Genomic DNA, 17508 nt, shown 5'->3' with positions numbered 1-17508 from the left:
CATGAATCTCAAGTTTATATCCACCTATATCATCCTGCTGTGCTTATTGTTTTCAGCCTTTTCTGTGAAAGGCCAGCAACCATTTCAGGACTTTGAAAAAGAAAAAACCTACATTCAGACCAATCATGTTTTTTATAAACCTGGGGAGCAAATGTATTTTAAAATATATGTGGTAAAAGGAAACAATAATTTACCGGTCGAAGAAAGCAGAGTCGTAAATTTCGAAATAACAGACCCTGCAGGAAGTGTTGTGAAAAAATTGAAATATGAAATTACCAATGGATACGCCGTGGGAGATTTCTATTTTGCTGAAGATATGAAGGGTGGCATCTATAAAATCAGAGCTTTTACCAACTGGATGCAGAACGAAGAAGGGAAAAATACCTTCGAAAAAGAAATTACCCTCCAGAAAATTGTATCTCCAAGAATTTTAATGAAACTGGATTTTCCTAAAAAAGGATATGGCCCTGGGGATGAGGTAAGTGCTGATTTTTCAATGAGAAGTCTTAGCAATCTTCCGATTCCTTTTTATGAAGCAGATTACACCGTAATGCACAACGGAGAAACCGTTTCAGAAGGAAAACTCATTACGGATAAAGAAGGCAAAAAACTGTTGACCTTTAAGCTTCCTGAAGTTTTGAAATCCTCTGATGCTCTTTTGAATATCAAAGTGAATTTTGACGGATTTACCGAATCCATCTCCAGAAATATTCCTGTTGTCCTGAATAATCTGGATGTAAAATTCTTACCGGAAGGCGGAACTTTTGTCAATGGAATAGAACAGAATATCGCTTTTAAAATTCTGGATGAGTTTGAAAAACCTGTAGATGCTGTTCTGGCAGTTTACAATCAGAATCACGTAAAAATAAAAGAAATTTCAGCCTATAATTTCGGAATGGGAAACTTCTGGTTTACGCCTACAATAGGAGAAACTTATTATGCAAAAGTTGTAAAACCGGAAAATATTACCCAGACTTTTAATCTCCCGGTAGCAAAAAATGAAGGACTGGTTTTGAATATTCGGAATGAAAATAAAAACCTGAATGTTACCATCGTTTCCACCCGGGAAAAAACAATTACCCTGCAGGGAAGTTTCCGTGGAAAAGACGTTTACAGCAAAATTATTTCGCTGAAAAAAGGAATAAATTCTTTAGAAATTGCAGAAAAAGATTTCCCCACAGGAATCTGTAGGTTTACCATTCTGGAAAACAGTATGCCACTTGCAGAAAGGATTGTTTTTACCAATAAAGTAAACCAGCTGAATATAAAAGTTACCCCTGTAAAGCAACATTATCTTCCAAGGGAAAAAGTAATGCTGAATATTGAAACTACCGATGAAAATAATAAACCTGTTCCCGCTAATCTTGGAATAAGTGTGGTAGATGATAAGCTATGGACTTATGCCGATGATAAACAGAATCATATTATTTCCTGGCTTTTGATGGACTCTGAGCTCAAAGGGAAAATTGAAAAGCCTCAGTTTTATTTCGATAAAAAAGAAGAAAAAGCAGATAAAAGCTTAGATCTTGTGATGCTGACAAACGGTTACCGATATTTTGAGCCTATTCCGGAAATTGTGAAGAGCAATAAATACAAATATCTTCCTGAAAAGAAAAACACAATCTATGGCGTGGTAGAAGATGAAAACAAAAAACCGGTGAAAGCAGATGTTTTTCTTTTGGACACCTATAATAAAAAGATCCTCAAACAGACTGTTGCTGAAAACGGGAAGTTTTATTTTTCGGATTTAAATGCAAATAATTCTTATAAAATTATTGCAAAGTCTTTTCAGCCTAAACATCAGATGAAAATCAGAATTCTGTCTTATAATCTGGATATTAATCCTTTAGTAAAACAGAAACTTACCCATATAGACGTAGAAGAAATTGTAAAGGAAGCTGAAAGAAAAGAAGAAGTAAAAAAAGAAAACAGAAACAATACCAGTCAGCTGAATAATCCCGGCAGATCAAAAACCGATACCATCAGTAAAAATAAGAGTATTGAAGAAGTAATTGTTGTGGGGTACGGGGTAAAGAAAGATCAATTAACGGTTGCTTCTACCACAGTTTCTTCTTCTATGGAAATGCAGAATGCCAGCGTAACTTCTATGTTGAGTGGAAAAGTAGCAGGATTAGTTATAACAGGTACCGGACAGTCGGGGACAGGAGAACAGATCAATATCAGAGGAACGGCCTCTATTACCAATAAGAACCCTCTATTCATTGTGGATGGTATTCCTGTCGAAAACTTTAATACGACGATTAATCCAAATGATATCAACAGTATTACCGTTTTGAAAGATGCTGCGGCTACCGCTATTTACGGAAGCAGAGCTGTGAATGGAGTAGTGATCGTCAACTCATCCAAAAATAGAAAATCAGAAATAAGTTTTGATATTACCCCGAAATCTTACCTTGCCATAGAAACCGTGCCTTATGGAAAACTAATAGCATATGAGGGGGCAAGAGAATTCGTTTATCCTGAGTATAAATCCACCAGTACCTCTTACCGTTTTGATTACAGAGAAGCGCTTTACTGGAATCCCGTAGTAGAAACCGATAAAAGCGGAAAAGCAAAAGTAGAGTTTTATAATTCAGATGCGAATTCCACTTTCAGAATTATGACAGAAGGAATTGCCGCATCAGGACTTTTGGGAAGAGATGAAACAACATATGCTGCCCAGAGTCTGATTTCGATAGATACTAAAATTCCTCAGTACCTGACGAGAACAGACCAGATGACAATTCCTGTGGTGATTAAAAATAATTCTTCTGAAACGCGTAAAATGACCATGGACGTTATTGTACCGAACCATGTGAAACTCATCAGTTCTGATAGTCTTATCACTCTGAAACCATTAGAATCAGGAAGATTATTTGTGAAAATACAGGCTGATGAGACTGTGAATTCTGATATTCAGTTTTCAGTGAGATCAGGAGATTTCAGAGAGACAATGATTCTTCCGTTTAAAGTAGAAGAAAAAGGATTTCTCCATCAGTTTTCCATCATTAATAATAAAACAGAAGATCTCAAAATCAATATTCCGGAGTATATCAACGGAAGTCTGTATTCGTCCTATTATGTATTTGAAAGTACGGCTCTGAAGATGTTTGGAGACATAGAGCAACTTAAAAAGGAACCTCATGGATGTTTTGAACAGCTTTCCTCAACAGTATATCCTAACATTTTTATTCTTGATTATTTAAAATCAAATAAAAAAATAGACACCGCGACTGAAAATCTGGTGATAAAAAACCTGAGAAAAGGCTTCCAGAAGTTGCTGAGTTATAAAAATAAAGACGGAGGTTTCGGATATTTCAGCTCCGCAGAATCAGATGTTGCCCTTTCAGCATTCGCATTACTGGAATTTACGGAGTTAAAGAAGTATGTGAACCCGGATACTAAGCTCATCCAGGGACTTTCCTCATTTATTTTGTCAAAAAAGAATGCAAACGGATTATTCGAAGTAAGAAAACCCTATGAGTCCCAAAAAGACTTTTCTGAATTTTCCTGGTCGAGAAATATGTATGTTGTATATGCTTTATCCAAACTGGGCTTTAAAAATGAAATTGAAGATTCCTTTCAGGTAATGCTGAAAAGAGCTTTGGCTACGAAAGATTCTTATCAATTGGCTTTACTTGCTAATGCAGCAGCATATCTGGGGAAACAAAAAGAATATGACGATATGATAGACATTCTGGACAAACAATATGAAACAAAGAAGGTAAAATCTGAAGTTACTTTTACGGGTTCATGGGGAATGTCTGCAGATGCAGAAACACTTTCGTTATATATAATGGCACTTCAGAAAGATGAGAAACTTAATCAGTTGAAAATCGCTGAAGCAGTTGATCAGCTTATTGGTTTGAATGGCTATTTCGGATTCGGATCTACGCAGGCCACAACACTGGCAATCCAGGCATTATCTGATTTTTTCTCTAAAAATGATAAGTTGTATGGAACTGAAAAACCGCTGATTACCATTAATAAAGCACAAACCTTACCTATGATAAGTACTTCATCAGCGTTTAAAGCCGGAGAAAATACGATTAATATTCATTATCCAAATAAGAATGGACTGCCTTATAAGCTGGAATATCAATATTACACGCTTCAGGCTCCGGAAAGCAAGGATATTCCTCTTACCATGGAGACCAAATTAAAATCCGGAATATCAAAAACAGGGGAGACCAGGAGAATGACCATTACTGTAAAAAATAAAATAAACGGTGAATTGCCGATGACCATAGCAAAGATTGGTATCCCGGCAGGACTGACGCTGCAAAATGCCTTATTGAAAGATATGGTTGATAAAAAACAGGTTTCTTACTATGAAATTTTCGATAACTATCTGGTTTTATACTGGGAACATTTCAATGCAGAGGAAACAAAGACTATTAATCTTGATCTCAAAGTAGAATTTGCCGGAACGTATACAGGAAAATCGAGTAACGTATATCTGTATTATATGCCGGAAGCAAAATATTGGAACCAAGGGATTACAACCAGTATTGAACCTTAATTTTTATAAACTGAAACAGACATCTATTGATCCTTGTCAAGGTTTTAAACCTTGGCAAGGATCATTAAAAATCTTTTTAAAAGAAATAACCTTAAATTAATTTTCAAAAATTATTGAAAATTCAAAAAATATAATTACATTTGTTACAGAAATTAAAAAAGGAAACAAGATGCAACTTTCAGAAGCCAAAGAAAAATACATTCAGACCTGGGGAACCTTTGCTACCAATTGGGGAATCAACCGTACGATGGCACAGGTGCATGCATTGCTTCTGGCGAGCGGAAAACCTCTTTCTACAGATGAAGTCATGGAACAACTGGAGATTTCAAGAGGAAATGCCAATATGAATCTACGTGCTTTGATAGACTGGGGCATCGTAAAAAAGGAATTTGTAAAAGGCGACCGTAAAGAATATTTTGTAGCTGAAAAAGATGTCTGGTATCTGTTCAAACAAATTACCAAAGAAAGAAGAAAAAGAGAGATTGAACCTGTGATTTCCTTTCTTGAAGAGTTAAAAAATATTGAGGATAAAGATTCGGAAGAAGCGCAGGAATTTATCAAGCTGATGAATGATTTCAGTTCTGTCACCGGAAAAATCAATAACATCATGGATCTGGCGATAAAAAGTGATGACCACTGGCTGGTAGGGAAGATTACCAATCTGTTGAAATAAAAATAAAGAGGGTGAAAATCCTTTTTTATTTCAATATAATTTTCAAAAATTACTGAAAATATAAAATTAATAATAATTATGAAAAATTTAATCATTCACTTATTCCTGATTATTTATTTCAGAAGAAAAGGATCACTTTAAAACCATTGCTGCCATGAAAACATTTGCAAAATATGATTATTACATTCAGTTATTCTTTATAATAATTGGGCCTCAGGCTTTTATATTGGGTGGTTTGTCTGGATTTGTTCTGTTTTATTTTATAGTAGGAATTCCTCAATTGGTAAGTTTCCTGATCAAACTGTTTTTCAAAACAAAAAAGTCAGCATTGTATATCGCGTATGGAATTGTAATAGTACCGGTCTGGATTATTGTAACCATCTTGTTTACAGAGAAACACATCAATGATTTTTTTGGATATGTTTTAATGGCCGCTCTTTTATATAGTCCTGTGATGGCAGTGGCGTATGTTTATGACTGTTATACTATTTATCAACCTTATCAATCACAATTATGAAAACGCTCAAAAACCACACATTAATCTACGACAATGAATGTCCTATGTGCAATCTCTACTCCAAAGGTTTTACTAAATGCGGAATGCTGGATGCAGATGGAAGAGAAGCCTTTACAGAAATCACATTGAGAAATAAAATCCTGATAGACTTCAACCGTGCGAAAAATGAAATTGCTCTGGTAGATCACAACAAAAATGAAGTCGTTTACGGATTAGACAGTCTGCTCCTCATCATTGGAAACTCTTTTCCATTGTTGGCAAAAATTGCACGGACAGAACCTCTGTATTGGTTTTTTCAAAAACTGTATTCTTTCGTTTCTTATAACAGGAAACAGATCATTCCTTCCTCAAAAGACTATACAGAACAATCCTGTGTTCCGGATTTTAATCTGAAATACAGAATGGCATACATCAGTTTTGTTGTTATTTTTTCAGCATGTATCCTAAGTATATTTTCCGGTAAACTGAACTTGAATTTAGAGAGGAATTTCGTGAGAGAATTTGCCGTTTGCTTTGGCCAGATCCTTTGGCAGATTATCTTTTTAAAAGCTTATGTCAAAGATAAAATCTGGGATTATCTCGGAAATATGATGACTGTTTCGTTAATCGGAACTTTACTGTTAATTCCTGCGCTGATGACCAGTTTTGCTCCTGTTTTTTATATGATCTATTTTGGAATTGTAGTATTGATCATGTTTGTGGAACATATCAGGAGATGTAGAATACTAAAGCTAAATTTTCTTCCTACCATTTCATGGATATTATTTAGAATAACAGCGCTAACAATCATTTTTCTGGCCACTTGGAAATAAAATATAACAAGCCAAAACGTTTTAAAAATGTCAACCATCTATTTAAACACAGTCATTAAAGCAGATATTCACTATGTTTTTGATCTGGCAAGAAATATCGATCTGCATCAGCAATCCACTTCTAAGTCTCATGAAAAAGCCATTGGAGGACGTACCTCTGGATTGATTGAAGAAAACGAAACCGTAACCTGGCGGGCAAAACATCTGGGAGTTTATCAAAATCTCACCACGAAAATTATCAGCATGGAAAAACCGTTTCAGTTTATTGATGTTATGCAGGAAGGAGCCTTCAAATCCATGCGCCACCGACATATTTTTAAATCCGTAAATGGGAATACCCTGATGACAGATATTTTCGAGTTTGAATCTCCGCTGGGTATTTTAGGGAAATTATTTAACTCAATTTTTCTTAAAGGATATCTAAGGAAATTTTTACTCAGAAGAAATGAAATGATCAAAACTATTGCAGAATCTTCTGTCCGTGACGGGATTGCGATTTTTTAACCTTAAAAACAACGTTATGAACTTTTTAAAAGCAGAATGGCGAAAGTTGGCCATCATCAATTACGAAATCAATCCTGAAGTTTTGCTGCCCTATCTTCCAAAAGGAACAGAGCTCGATTTTTATAAAGGCAGATGCTATGTAAGCTTGGTGGGATTTATGTTTTTAAATACCAGGCTGTTAGGCCTTCCTATTCCCTTTCACCGGAATTTTGAAGAAGTGAATCTAAGGTTTTACGTCAAGAAAAAAGAAAAAGGCATCTGGAAAAGAGGAGTGGTGTTTATCAAAGAAATTGTTCCCAAACCTGCATTAAGCCTGGTCGCCAATGCTGTTTACAAGGAAAACTATCACACGATGAAGATGAAAAATCAGATGGAAAAAGGAGAGGATGAACTGCTGATCCGTTATTCATGGAAAGATAAAAACTGGCATTCTATTCAGATTAAGGCTGGAAATACAGCAAAACCAATGGAGGAAAACTCAGAATTTGAATTTATCACAGAACACTATTTTGGCTTTACAAAAAAGGAAAATACAACCTCCGAATACGAAGTATGTCATCCGAAATGGGAATGCTACAGCATAAAAGAATATGAGCTGGAGGTAGATTTTCAAAAAATATACGGCAATGATTTTGCATGCCTGAATCATCAGAAACCTCTATCGGTAATGCTTGCCGAAGGCTCCGAAATTCAGGTCAAAACCAAGAAATGCATCAGCTGAAAAATGAAGAGATTAAAATATCTTGTTTATTCATAAACATCTGTGAAAATCTGTGTCATCTGTGGGAAAAAAACACTTTCCAATAATAGTTGCTACAAATTATTTTAAACACAAATATCACCAATACTTTCACAAATAAGCACAAGGAAAATACAACATAATCATCTGTGAAAATCTGCGAAATCTGTGGGAAAACCTTAAACATTGAACTCAAAACTTTAAACTTCAAAACAATGAAAATCATCATAGCCGGAGGCACCGGATTTCTCGGTGAAAACTTAGAAAAATACTTTACAGAAAAAGGACATCATGTCTATATTTTTACCCGCAATCCTCAACGTAAAAACGAAATCTATTGGGATGCCCGAACAATAGGAGAATGGAAAAACAGCCTTGAAAATGCCGATGTTCTGATCAATCTTACGGGGAAATCTGTAGACTGCCGGTATCATGAAAAAAATAAACAGGAGATCTATTCTTCAAGAATCAACAGTACAAAAATATTACAGAAAGCAGTAGATGAATGTTCTGAAAAACCAAAAATATGGCTGAATGCAAGTTCTGCAACCATTTATGTTCACTCTGAAAATAACTTAAATACAGAAGAAAACGGAATTATCGGAGACGATTTTTCTATGAATATCTGCAAAAGCTGGGAGAAAGAATTTTTTGCAGTTAAAAATGAAGAAATACGAAAAGTTGCCCTTCGTACTTCTATTGTCCTTGGAAATAATGGCGGTGCTTTTCCAAAACTGAAAATGATTACAAAACTGGGGTTAGGTGGAAAACAGGGAAGAGGAAACCAGATGGTAAGCTGGATTCATATCGAAGATTTCTGTAAAGCAGTGGATTGGATTATTCAGGATGAGAATCTTTCAGGAACAGTGAATATAACTGCTCCGGATCCTCTTTCCAATGAAAATATGATGAAAAAACTAAGACATAAAATAAAAGTTCCTTTTGGACTCAATGCTCCTGTGTGGCAGTTGGAAATAGCCTCCCTATTCCTGAATACAGAAACAGAATTATTATTAAAAAGCAGAAACGTTTACCCTGAAAAACTTATAAAAAACGGATTTCACTTTTCATATCCCACATTTGATGAAGCGATTCTTAATCTCTTGGAATCCTAATGTTTGCGGGTTTCCCAAAGGATAATTAAATTAGCAGAAAACTATTCCCTATGCTGGCTATATCCAAAATAAAACCCTTTTTTCTTTCATCCTTTTTAATAAGTTCAATTGCTTTTTCACAAGCTCATAATGTATCAGAAGGTTATCAGAAGCCTACAGACCCATTGGTTGTCCAGAATCTTGAGCAGTGGCAGGATATGAAATTCGGACTGTTTATGCATTGGGGAACCTACAGCCAGTGGGGGATTGTTGAAAGCTGGAGCTTATGCCCGGAAGATGAATCGTGGACACAGAGAAAACCTGAACACGGGAAATCTTATTACGAATATGTGAAGAATTATGAAAATCTTCAGACAACATTCAATCCAACTCAGTTCAATCCTAAGAAATGGGCTGATGCAGTAAAAAATGCCGGAATGAAATATGTGGTTTTTACCACCAAGCATCACGATGGTTTCGCCATGTTTGATACCCAACAATCAGATTATAAAATTACATCTCCCAAGACCCCTTTTTCAAAAAATCCAAAATCTGATGTGACGAAAGAAATTTTCAATACTTTCCGAAAAGAAGGATTTAAAATAGGAGCTTATTTCTCAAAGCCTGATTGGCATTCCGATGATTACTGGTGGTCTTATTTTCCGCCCAAAGACAGAAATGTCAATTACGATCCAAAGAAATACCCGGAAAGATGGGAGAACTTTAAAAAATTCACTTTCAATCAGCTGAATGAAATTACTTCCAATTATGGGAAAGTTGATATTCTTTGGCTGGATGGCGGCTGGGTACGTCCTTTTCATACGATAGACCCTAAAGTAGAATGGCAGCGTACCATTAAAGTAGAGCAGGATATTGATATGGATAAAATAGGGACAATGGCAAGAAAAAATCAGCCGGGAATGATCATTGTAGACCGTACCGTTTCCGGAAAATGGGAGAACTATGTCACTCCTGAGCAGGCAGTTCCGGAACACGCGCTTTCCATTCCCTGGGAAAGCTGCATCACTATGGGAGAGTCCTTTTCTTACGTTCCCAATGACAACTATAAAACCTCTCAAAAGATCATTGAAACATTGGTTAAAATCATTTCAAGAGGAGGAAATTACCTTATGAATATTGCGCCCGGACCTAACGGAGATTATGATCCGGTAGTTTATGAAAGATTACAGCAAATTTCAGGTTGGATGGAGAAAAATCAGTCCGCTGTTTTTGCAACCAGAAGCATTGCGCCTTATCATGACGGAAATTTTTATTATACACAAAGCAAAGATGGAAAAACAGTAAATGTTTTTCACTTGGATGAAAAAACAAACTATGAGTCTCCATCAACATTAATTTTTACAGTTCCGGAAAATTTTAAACCAAAATCTTTGAAAATTTTAGGATTATCAAACAAAATTCAATGGAAAAAATCAGGGAATTCAATTGAAATTAATTTACCGAAAGAAAGAGCTCAGTTAAAATATTCAACTGTCATTCAAATACTGCAATAGTTGAATTTGTGACTCATTTTTTATATTAAAGTGACATAGGAAATCGGAGCGTTAAGAGAATAAAGTCTGAGAACGTTAAGAAAACTCTACTGTTTGAGCGCGAGATAACTGTTGAAGAGAAAAACTAACATCAAATTCGCGCGAGTTTTAGAATTTTTAGAGAACAGATTTTATTTTTAGCGGAGAGTTCCAGGTCTTGAACTTTTGGTTCTTTTGCATCAAGGTAAAAGAACAAATTTTAAACTAAATTATTCTTTAGATGTGTTTTAAACTTCGATTTGAAATTTTAGGAATTTTCTTGTTGAGCTCAGTATTTATCTCTGCTCAAAAACCTTTATATAAAGATCCCAAGCAGCCCGTTGAAGCCAGAGTTCAGGATCTGTTGCAGAGAATGACCCCGGAGGAAAAATTCTGGCAGTGTTTTATGATTCCCGGAGATCTAGATAACGTTCCGAAAGGACAGTATTCCCACGGAATTTTCGGATTGCAGGTAAGCGCAGGAAGTCAGGGAGGCGGAGAAGCAGGACAACTGCTGAAATACAATGCCAGTGAAAATGCAGAGATACTTGTGAAAAAGATCAATGCCATTCAGAAATATTTTGTGGAAGAATCACGATTGGGAATTCCAATCATCCCTTTTGATGAAGCTTTACACGGGTTGGTTCGGGAAGGTGCTACGGCTTTTCCGCAGGCTATTGGTCTGGCTGCTACTTTTAATCCCGAATTAATGACCAGGGTTTCAACAGCGATTGCAAAAGAATCAAAACTGAGAGGAATCCGCCAGATTCTGACACCTGTAGTCAACCTTGCCAATGATGTCAGATGGGGAAGAACAGAGGAAACTTATGGTGAAGATCCATTTTTGACATCCGTAATGGGCGTAAGTTTTGTCACTTCCTTTGAAAAGATGGGGATTATTACCACTCCCAAACACTTTTTGGCCAATGTAGGAGAAGGAGGGAGAGATTCATACCCGATTCACTGGAGCAAAAGGTATCTGGAAGAAACCCATTTGATTCCTTTTCATAATGCTTTTACCCAAGGAAAAAGCTGCTCAGTGATGACTTCCTATAATTTGCTTGATGGAAGACCTTCAACTGCAAACCATTGGCTGTTAACGGAAAAATTGAAAAAAGACTGGAATTTCAAAGGCTTTGTTATCAGTGATGCCAGTGCAGTAGGAGGCGCCAATGTTCTGCATTTTACGGCAAAAGACTATGATGATGCGTCTGCACAGGCCATCAATGCAGGGCTTGACGTGATTTTTCAAACCGACTACAAACATTATCAGCTCTTCATTCCACCGTTTTTGGATGGGAGAATTTCAAAAGAAAGAATAGATGATGCCGTATCAAGAGTATTGAGAGCCAAATTTGAACTTGGATTATTTGAAAACCCTTATGTTTCTGCTAAGGAAATTGAAGAATTAAAAAAACTCAATCACAAACCTTTGGCAGAAAAAGCAGCAGCAGAGTCTTTTGTTTTACTTCAGAACAATAACCAAACGCTACCTGTTCCCACGAATGTTAAAAAGATTCTGGTGGTAGGAACAGATGCTGTGGATGCAAGATTAGGAGGTTACTCAGGGCCTGGAAACAAAAAAGTAAATATCCTGGATGGCCTTAAAAACTATGTGAAAAATACAGAGACCGAAATTATATATTCAAAAGGAATTGACTGGAATGTAAAAGACTTCACCACAATTTCAAAGGAATATCTGTCCTCTGAAAACAAAAAAGGATTAACAGGATTCTATTTTGCCAATACCAATTTAATAGGCAATCCGGCTTTTGGAAGGCAGGATGAAAACCTCAGTTTCAAATGGACTTTATATTCTCCTGATCCGGAAAAATTGCAGTCTGACAATTACAGTATCCGCTGGACCGGAAAACTGGAAGCTCCCAATTCCGGAAAATATCAGATAGGCTTACGTGGGAATGATGGTTTCAGATTATACCTGGATGGAAAATTAGTGATTGATCAGTGGGAAAAGCTGAGCTATTCTACCAAAACAGTGGATGTAGATTTTGTAAAAGGGAAAAAATATGATATAAAGATCGAATTTCATGAAAATCGAGGCGAAGCCAATCTGGAATTGATCTGGAACTATGGTTTATATGATTATCAGAAAGATGTTAAAGAAGCTTTGGATCTTGCCCGAAAAGCAGACTATATCCTTATTACGGCCGGAATTCATGAAGGTGAATTTCAGGACAGATCATCACTAAGCTTACCTGGAAATCAGGAAGCATTTATTCATGAAGTTTCAAAATTAAATAAACCGATTGCCGTTGTTTTAGTAGGAGGTTCTGCCATCAAAACAACATCATGGAAAGATAAAGTAGGAGCGATCCTGGATATTTGGTATCCGGGAGAAGAAGGCGGAAATGCGGTGGCAAAAACACTTTTCGGAGCTGAAAATCCATCCGGAAAACTGCCTGTCACTTTTCCGGTTCAGGAAGGTCAGTTACCTTTAACCTATAATCATCACCCGACAGGAAGAGGAAATGATTACCATGACCTGAGCGGAGAACCGTTATATCCCTTTGGTTTCGGATTAAGCTATACTACTTTTGAAATTTCTGACCTTCAGTTGAGCAAGACTCAGTATTCTGAAAATGAAAGCATTGTTGCTGAAGTCAAGGTGAAAAATACAGGTTCAAAAGCCGGAAGTGAAGTCGTTCAGCTGTATGTGAAAGACGTGCTGGCTTCCGTTTCAAGACCGGTTATTGAATTGAAAGGATTTCAGAAAGTAGAACTAAAACCTGGAGAATCAAAATCAGTCACTATAGAAGTTCCTGTAAAGCAATTACAGTTTTTAAATGAAAAAATGGAATGGGCTGTAGAAAAAGGAACCTACAGAATTATGATCGGTAATTCATCGAAGAACCTTCCCTTAAAACAAAATATTGAAGTTTTATGACCATAAAAAAGAGCAGAAATTTCTGCTCTTTTTTGTATCTATTATTGAGATTGTCTAGTATTTTCTGGCCAGTAAAACGTTCAGTAAGAATGTTCCTGCCCAGTTACTGTTATTGGTCGTTACACCATTCGTACCGATAAAGTCTACACGGGCCACAGATACAGTAAGCCTGGTTTTACCGCCAGTACCGCTATTGGCCAGACTTACAAAAGATGCTGTAAACACATCCGGGAAACTTGAGTTGTTTCCTGCGGTAAGAATAGGATACATATTGGTAACATTGAAAGGAGTACCCTGATATTCATACACAAGGGTCATTCTGCTGGCATTGGAGTAGGAAGCAGTCTGGGCTCTGTCCACAGATGTTTTGCTCACAATCCACCACCTGTCTGTTGCAGTACCTGAATCATAGCCTGCATTAGCATGATTGGTCCAGTCCGCAAGGGCTGCTGTTCCAAGGGCATGAGGAGGAATGAAAAGCTGTGTACCATAAATTTCTACATTGCTTGGTTTTGGAAGAACTGTAAAAGATAAATCCCATGTTCCTCCGGAAGTATTACTGTTGTTTACTACTTCGGCATATGCTCCTGTAGGGATTACAAAAGAAGCAACAGGAGTATTGTCTATTCTTAAAGTATTTCCACTGGAAGCCTGTAATGTAATAGCATTGGGAGAAATGTTCTTAATCTTATAAATTCTTCCTGTAAAACTGGTGGTCCCTGTTCCGATCACAGGAAGGGTAAAGGTAGCATCTGCAGTTCCGTTATAGGTAATATAATGATCAGTAGCCAGAATATTATACGTTGTAGCAGTAATCTGAGTATAGCCAGCCCTTAAAGAACCGTTTACAGCAAGTGTACTGTTAGGTGTTGTTGTATTAATGCCTACTTGCGCAGTTAAGGGAACAGCAGCCAATAAAAGGATCGAAATGTATTTTCTCATATTGCATAATTTAATTAGCACAAAAATATAAAAAAAAACATCTGAAAATTATTTGATAATGAATATTTTAAATGTTTTTTAAATAAATCATTAAGATTTTAATATCAATCAATGTTCGGAAACAGACATTTCTCAATATACATTATTTTAAGCGGAATCATCTCCTGGAGATACATACTATGCTTTCTTTAAAAAATCTTGGTATGATATATGTAAGATTTATCGTGAACCGGAATGAATTTCATTAAATGATATTGGTTTAATTGAAAACATTCAAAAATATGAACATTATGAAAAAGTTATTAATTTCAACAGTATTGTTATTAGGTTTATCCATGAATGTTGCTGCACAGAAACATCCGCCAGTACCTCCGCATCCTTCAAAAAGTGAGTTGGTCAATATTAAAATGCAAGAGCTTACCAAAAAATACAATACTGAAAAAAAACTGATCCTTAATCACCCGCTTGCGACCAAAAAGATGAAGAGAGATCAGATGAAAGCTTTGAATGAAAGATATGCAGCTGAAAAACGATTGCTTAGACAGGCAAGATAATACAGTATTTTTGCAGTTTTTAAAATGGTAAAACCATTTTTTTATCCGTAAAGTTTTGAAAAGTTTTCAACGTAAGGAAAGTTTATTGAAAGAGAATACATCGTGTATTCTCTTTCTTTGTTGAAAATTGAATGAAAATAGCTTTATTGGTGCATTTTAAGATCAGTTTGAAGAAACATAAAACATCCAATATTTTTCCTTAAATTCGCATAAAAATTTTTAAAGTAATGAATTACGATATTATTGTCATTGGAAGTGGTCCTGGTGGATATGTTACTGCGATCAGAGCAGCGCAATTAGGTTTCAAAACCGCAATTATCGAGAAAGAAAATTTAGGAGGAATCTGCCTTAACTGGGGATGTATTCCAACTAAAGCTTTATTGAAATCTGCTCAGGTTTTTCATTATATCAACCATGCTGAAGATTATGGTTTGAATAAAGTGGAGGCAAGCTTTGAATTCCCGAATGTAATTCAGAGAAGCCGTGGTGTTGCCAGCAAAATGAGCAAAGGAATCGAATTCTTGATGAAAAAGAATAAGATTGACGTAATTCTTGGTACTGCAAAAGTACAGAAAGGTAAAAAAGTTTCTGTTACAGATAAAGAAGGTAAAGTAACTGAATATACAGGAACTCATATCATTATCGCTACAGGAGCCCGTTCAAGAGAATTACCAAACTTACCACAGGATGGTAAAAAAGTAATCGGATACAGACAGGCATTATCTCTTCCTGAGCAGCCAAAATCTATGATCGTTGTAGGTTCCGGAGCAATCGGGGTAGAATTTGCTGATTTCTATAACACAATGGGAACTAAAGTAACCATTGTTGAATTCATGCCAAACATCGTACCGGTAGAGGATGAAGAAATCTCTAAACACTTGGAGAAATCTCTGAAGAAGACAGGAATCGAAATCATGACAAACGCTTCTGTAGAAAGTGTTGATACAAGTGGTGAAGGTGTAAAAGCTACTGTGAAAACAGCTAACGGAAACATCACCCTTGAAGCTGATATCTTATTATCTGCTGTAGGTATTGCTGCTAATATCGAGAACATCGGATTAGAAGAAGTAGGAATCCAGACAGATAAAGGAAGAGTATTGGTAAACGAATGGTATGAAACTTCAGTACCTGGTTACTATGCGATCGGAGATATTATCCCAACTCAGGCATTGGCTCACGTAGCTTCTGCAGAAGGAATTACTTGTGTGGAAAAAATCAAAGGAATGCATGTTGAGAAAATCGACTATGGTAATATCCCTGGATGTACTTACTGCCACCCTGAAGTAGCTTCTGTAGGTCTTACTGAAAAGCAGGCTAAAGAAAAAGGATACGAAATCAAAGTTGGTAAATTCCCTCTTTCTGCAAGTGGTAAAGCTACTGCAAACGGAAACACAGACGGATTTATCAAAGTGATTTTCGATGCTAAGTATGGTGAGTGGTTAGGATGCCACATGATCGGTGAAGGGGTAACTGATATGGTTGCTGAAGCTGTTGTAGCCAGAAAACTGGAAACTACAGGTCATGAGATCATCAAGTCTATTCACCCGCACCCAACAGTTTCTGAAGCGATTATGGAAGCTGCAGCTGCTGCTTACGGTGAAGTGATTCACATTTAATCTGAAATACAGAATCTTATATACAATAAAAACCCGGATTTTCCGGGTTTTTTTAGTGAAAGTAATAATAACTTTGTAAATCTCTATTGCACATTAATAGCTTCGGACTGCATTTCTTCATTAAGTTTATAGCTATCCTCAAGAAAATGATATTTCACAATTTTACCATTCACTACTTTAAAAATCACAACAAATTCAGTAGTAAATATCTTGTTGAATTTTAAAATTTTTGAAGACAGATGTCCGGCAGCAGTGGCATTTTCACCATTAACAGCTATAAAGTCAATTTCAAATTTTTCCGGTTTGACATTTGAGTATAATTCTTTAAAAAACTCTTCTATTTCCTTCTTGGTTTGCCTTTTACCTGTCCACGGAAATTTTTGTTTATTTCCGGGTAAGTCCCAGTCTAAATGATCAGAAAATAAATCTAAAATATTTCCTTCCTTTTTTCCGGATTGTAAAGCAAAAAATTCATCTATCACCTCTTTTGTTGTTTTTAGAGATTCTTTGTTGATAGGCAGCGATGGATTTTTAAAGATATTTACTCTATCTGCATCTTCTGAAGTAAAATCAGGATCTACATACACATGTACACGTTTGATAAATTCATCTTCGAATTCAAAAACATTGCAGAATTTACCATAAGAAATCTTATGATCAGGCCACTCCTTTCCGGATCTTGTAATTCCCCTTTCTGTCCCTTCTACCACAATACTATGGTCAGAAATTACATATTTAAAATTATCAATATCATGGCTGAGGCTTTGAAGATGGGCACCCATTACTTTTCCAAAATTTGTGATTCCATTTTTTCCCTTTTCAAACCCGAATTTAGGATAATATATTTCTACATCATCTGTATAGAGATTAAAATATTCTTCGTCAAATTGCCCTTCATCCACTTTTTTGAAATACGTTTTCACTTTGTTTTTGCGAAGTGTCGCAAGATCTGTATTGTTCATATTTTTTTGTTGTTGTATTGCTGGCCTTTCCTGAGCTTTCATATGGGTACTGTTTATGAATATCAGAAAAGTAGCTGTTATTATGATATTGTTCTTCATTTATTTTATTTAAACCGATCGTTCCGGAATTTAATAA

At 36.1% G+C, this 17508-nt stretch carries 13 protein-coding genes; 11 read left to right on the top strand and 2 right to left on the bottom strand.

All coding sequences use genetic code 11. From position 1 onward, the window contains the following. Position 1: 1 nt before the first annotated feature. The 9 genes from V0410_RS08195 (at position 2) to V0410_RS08155 (ending at position 13298) form a co-directional block, all read left to right on the top strand. Entirely contained in the window at positions 2-4522 is a 4521-nt protein-coding gene (locus V0410_RS08195) for a TonB-dependent receptor plug domain-containing protein (RefSeq protein ID WP_330747081.1), read from the top strand. Between the two features lie 169 nt (positions 4523-4691). Then, positions 4692-5195 (top strand): GbsR/MarR family transcriptional regulator, encoded by a 504-nt coding sequence (locus V0410_RS08190; RefSeq protein ID WP_034696386.1) that lies wholly within the window; start codon positions 4692-4694, stop codon positions 5193-5195. Positions 5196-5349: 154 nt separating this feature from the next. Further along, positions 5350-5712: a hypothetical protein gene (locus V0410_RS08185; RefSeq protein WP_330747080.1), complete on the top strand. Its 363-nt coding sequence runs from the start codon at positions 5350-5352 to the stop codon at positions 5710-5712. Then, positions 5709-6524, top strand: a complete 816-nt coding sequence (locus tag V0410_RS08180; protein ID WP_330747079.1) for a DCC1-like thiol-disulfide oxidoreductase family protein — start codon at positions 5709-5711, stop codon at positions 6522-6524. The genes V0410_RS08185 and V0410_RS08180 overlap by 4 nt, the downstream gene beginning before the upstream one ends. Positions 6525-6551: 27 nt before the next feature. Beyond that, complete coding sequence (locus tag V0410_RS08175) at positions 6552-7028, top strand: SRPBCC family protein (RefSeq protein WP_330747078.1); 477 nt, start codon at positions 6552-6554, stop codon at positions 7026-7028. A gap of 16 nt (positions 7029-7044) precedes the next feature. Next, positions 7045-7749 carry a YqjF family protein gene (locus tag V0410_RS08170; RefSeq protein WP_330747077.1) on the top strand — a complete coding sequence of 235 codons (705 nt, stop codon included), beginning with the start codon at positions 7045-7047 and terminating at the stop codon, positions 7747-7749. A 233-nt stretch (positions 7750-7982) separates the two neighbouring features. After that, positions 7983-8882, top strand: coding sequence for a TIGR01777 family oxidoreductase (locus V0410_RS08165; RefSeq protein WP_330747076.1), 900 nt, complete (start codon positions 7983-7985; stop codon positions 8880-8882). Between the two features lie 50 nt (positions 8883-8932). Beyond that, the gene (locus V0410_RS08160) at positions 8933-10375 is read left to right on the top strand and encodes an alpha-L-fucosidase (protein WP_330747075.1); all 1443 of its coding nucleotides are present in this window, start codon (positions 8933-8935) and stop codon (positions 10373-10375) included. 259 nt (positions 10376-10634) lie between these two features. Beyond that, positions 10635-13298: a beta-glucosidase gene (locus V0410_RS08155; RefSeq protein WP_330747074.1), complete on the top strand. Its 2664-nt coding sequence runs from the start codon at positions 10635-10637 to the stop codon at positions 13296-13298. 54 nt (positions 13299-13352) lie between these two features. Here V0410_RS08155 and V0410_RS08150 read toward each other — a convergent pair whose 3' ends face one another. Beyond that, the gene (locus V0410_RS08150; protein ID WP_330747073.1) at positions 13353-14240 is read right to left on the bottom strand and encodes a hypothetical protein; all 888 of its coding nucleotides are present in this window, start codon (positions 14238-14240) and stop codon (positions 13353-13355) included. Between the two features lie 290 nt (positions 14241-14530). On the opposite strand from V0410_RS08150, the gene V0410_RS08145 reads away from it, so the two are divergent. Then, a complete protein-coding gene (locus V0410_RS08145; RefSeq protein ID WP_238349598.1) occupies positions 14531-14794 on the top strand; it encodes a hypothetical protein in 264 nt (87 codons plus the stop codon). Positions 14795-15021: 227 nt separating this feature from the next. After that, complete coding sequence (lpdA, locus tag V0410_RS08140; protein ID WP_137904683.1) at positions 15022-16410, top strand: dihydrolipoyl dehydrogenase; 1389 nt, start codon at positions 15022-15024, stop codon at positions 16408-16410. A gap of 83 nt (positions 16411-16493) precedes the next feature. Here the strand turns inward: lpdA and V0410_RS08135 are convergent, their stop codons facing one another. After that, positions 16494-17471, bottom strand: a complete 978-nt coding sequence (locus V0410_RS08135; protein WP_330747072.1) for a nuclear transport factor 2 family protein — start codon at positions 17469-17471, stop codon at positions 16494-16496. Between the last annotated feature and the right edge of the window lie 37 nt (positions 17472-17508).

The sequence above is a fragment of the Chryseobacterium sp. CP-77 genome (genome assembly GCF_036362765.1).
In the GTDB taxonomy this organism is placed as follows: Bacteria; Bacteroidota; Bacteroidia; order Flavobacteriales; family Weeksellaceae; genus Chryseobacterium; species Chryseobacterium cupriresistens.
Note: the sequence above shows the minus strand (reverse complement) of the source record. Positions and strands in the feature narration are given on the sequence as shown.

Bases quoted from the DNA above. Each gene is read 5' to 3' on its own strand.
- V0410_RS08195 (WP_330747081.1), top strand. From the start codon at position 2: ATGAATCTCAAGTTTATATCCACCTATATCATCCTGCTGTGCTTATTG.
- V0410_RS08190 (WP_034696386.1), top strand. From the start codon at position 4,692: ATGCAACTTTCAGAAGCCAAAGAAAAATACATTCAGACCTGGGGAACC.
- V0410_RS08185 (WP_330747080.1), top strand. From the start codon at position 5,350: ATGAAAACATTTGCAAAATATGATTATTACATTCAGTTATTCTTTATA.
- V0410_RS08180 (WP_330747079.1), top strand. From the start codon at position 5,709: ATGAAAACGCTCAAAAACCACACATTAATCTACGACAATGAATGTCCT.
- V0410_RS08175 (WP_330747078.1), top strand. From the start codon at position 6,552: ATGTCAACCATCTATTTAAACACAGTCATTAAAGCAGATATTCACTAT.
- V0410_RS08170 (WP_330747077.1), top strand. From the start codon at position 7,045: ATGAACTTTTTAAAAGCAGAATGGCGAAAGTTGGCCATCATCAATTAC.
- V0410_RS08165 (WP_330747076.1), top strand. From the start codon at position 7,983: ATGAAAATCATCATAGCCGGAGGCACCGGATTTCTCGGTGAAAACTTA.
- V0410_RS08160 (WP_330747075.1), top strand. From the start codon at position 8,933: ATGCTGGCTATATCCAAAATAAAACCCTTTTTTCTTTCATCCTTTTTA.
- V0410_RS08155 (WP_330747074.1), top strand. From the start codon at position 10,635: ATGTGTTTTAAACTTCGATTTGAAATTTTAGGAATTTTCTTGTTGAGC.
- V0410_RS08150 (WP_330747073.1), bottom strand. From the start codon at position 14,240: ATGAGAAAATACATTTCGATCCTTTTATTGGCTGCTGTTCCCTTAACT.
- V0410_RS08145 (WP_238349598.1), top strand. From the start codon at position 14,531: ATGAAAAAGTTATTAATTTCAACAGTATTGTTATTAGGTTTATCCATG.
- lpdA (WP_137904683.1), top strand. From the start codon at position 15,022: ATGAATTACGATATTATTGTCATTGGAAGTGGTCCTGGTGGATATGTT.
- V0410_RS08135 (WP_330747072.1), bottom strand. From the start codon at position 17,471: ATGAAGAACAATATCATAATAACAGCTACTTTTCTGATATTCATAAAC.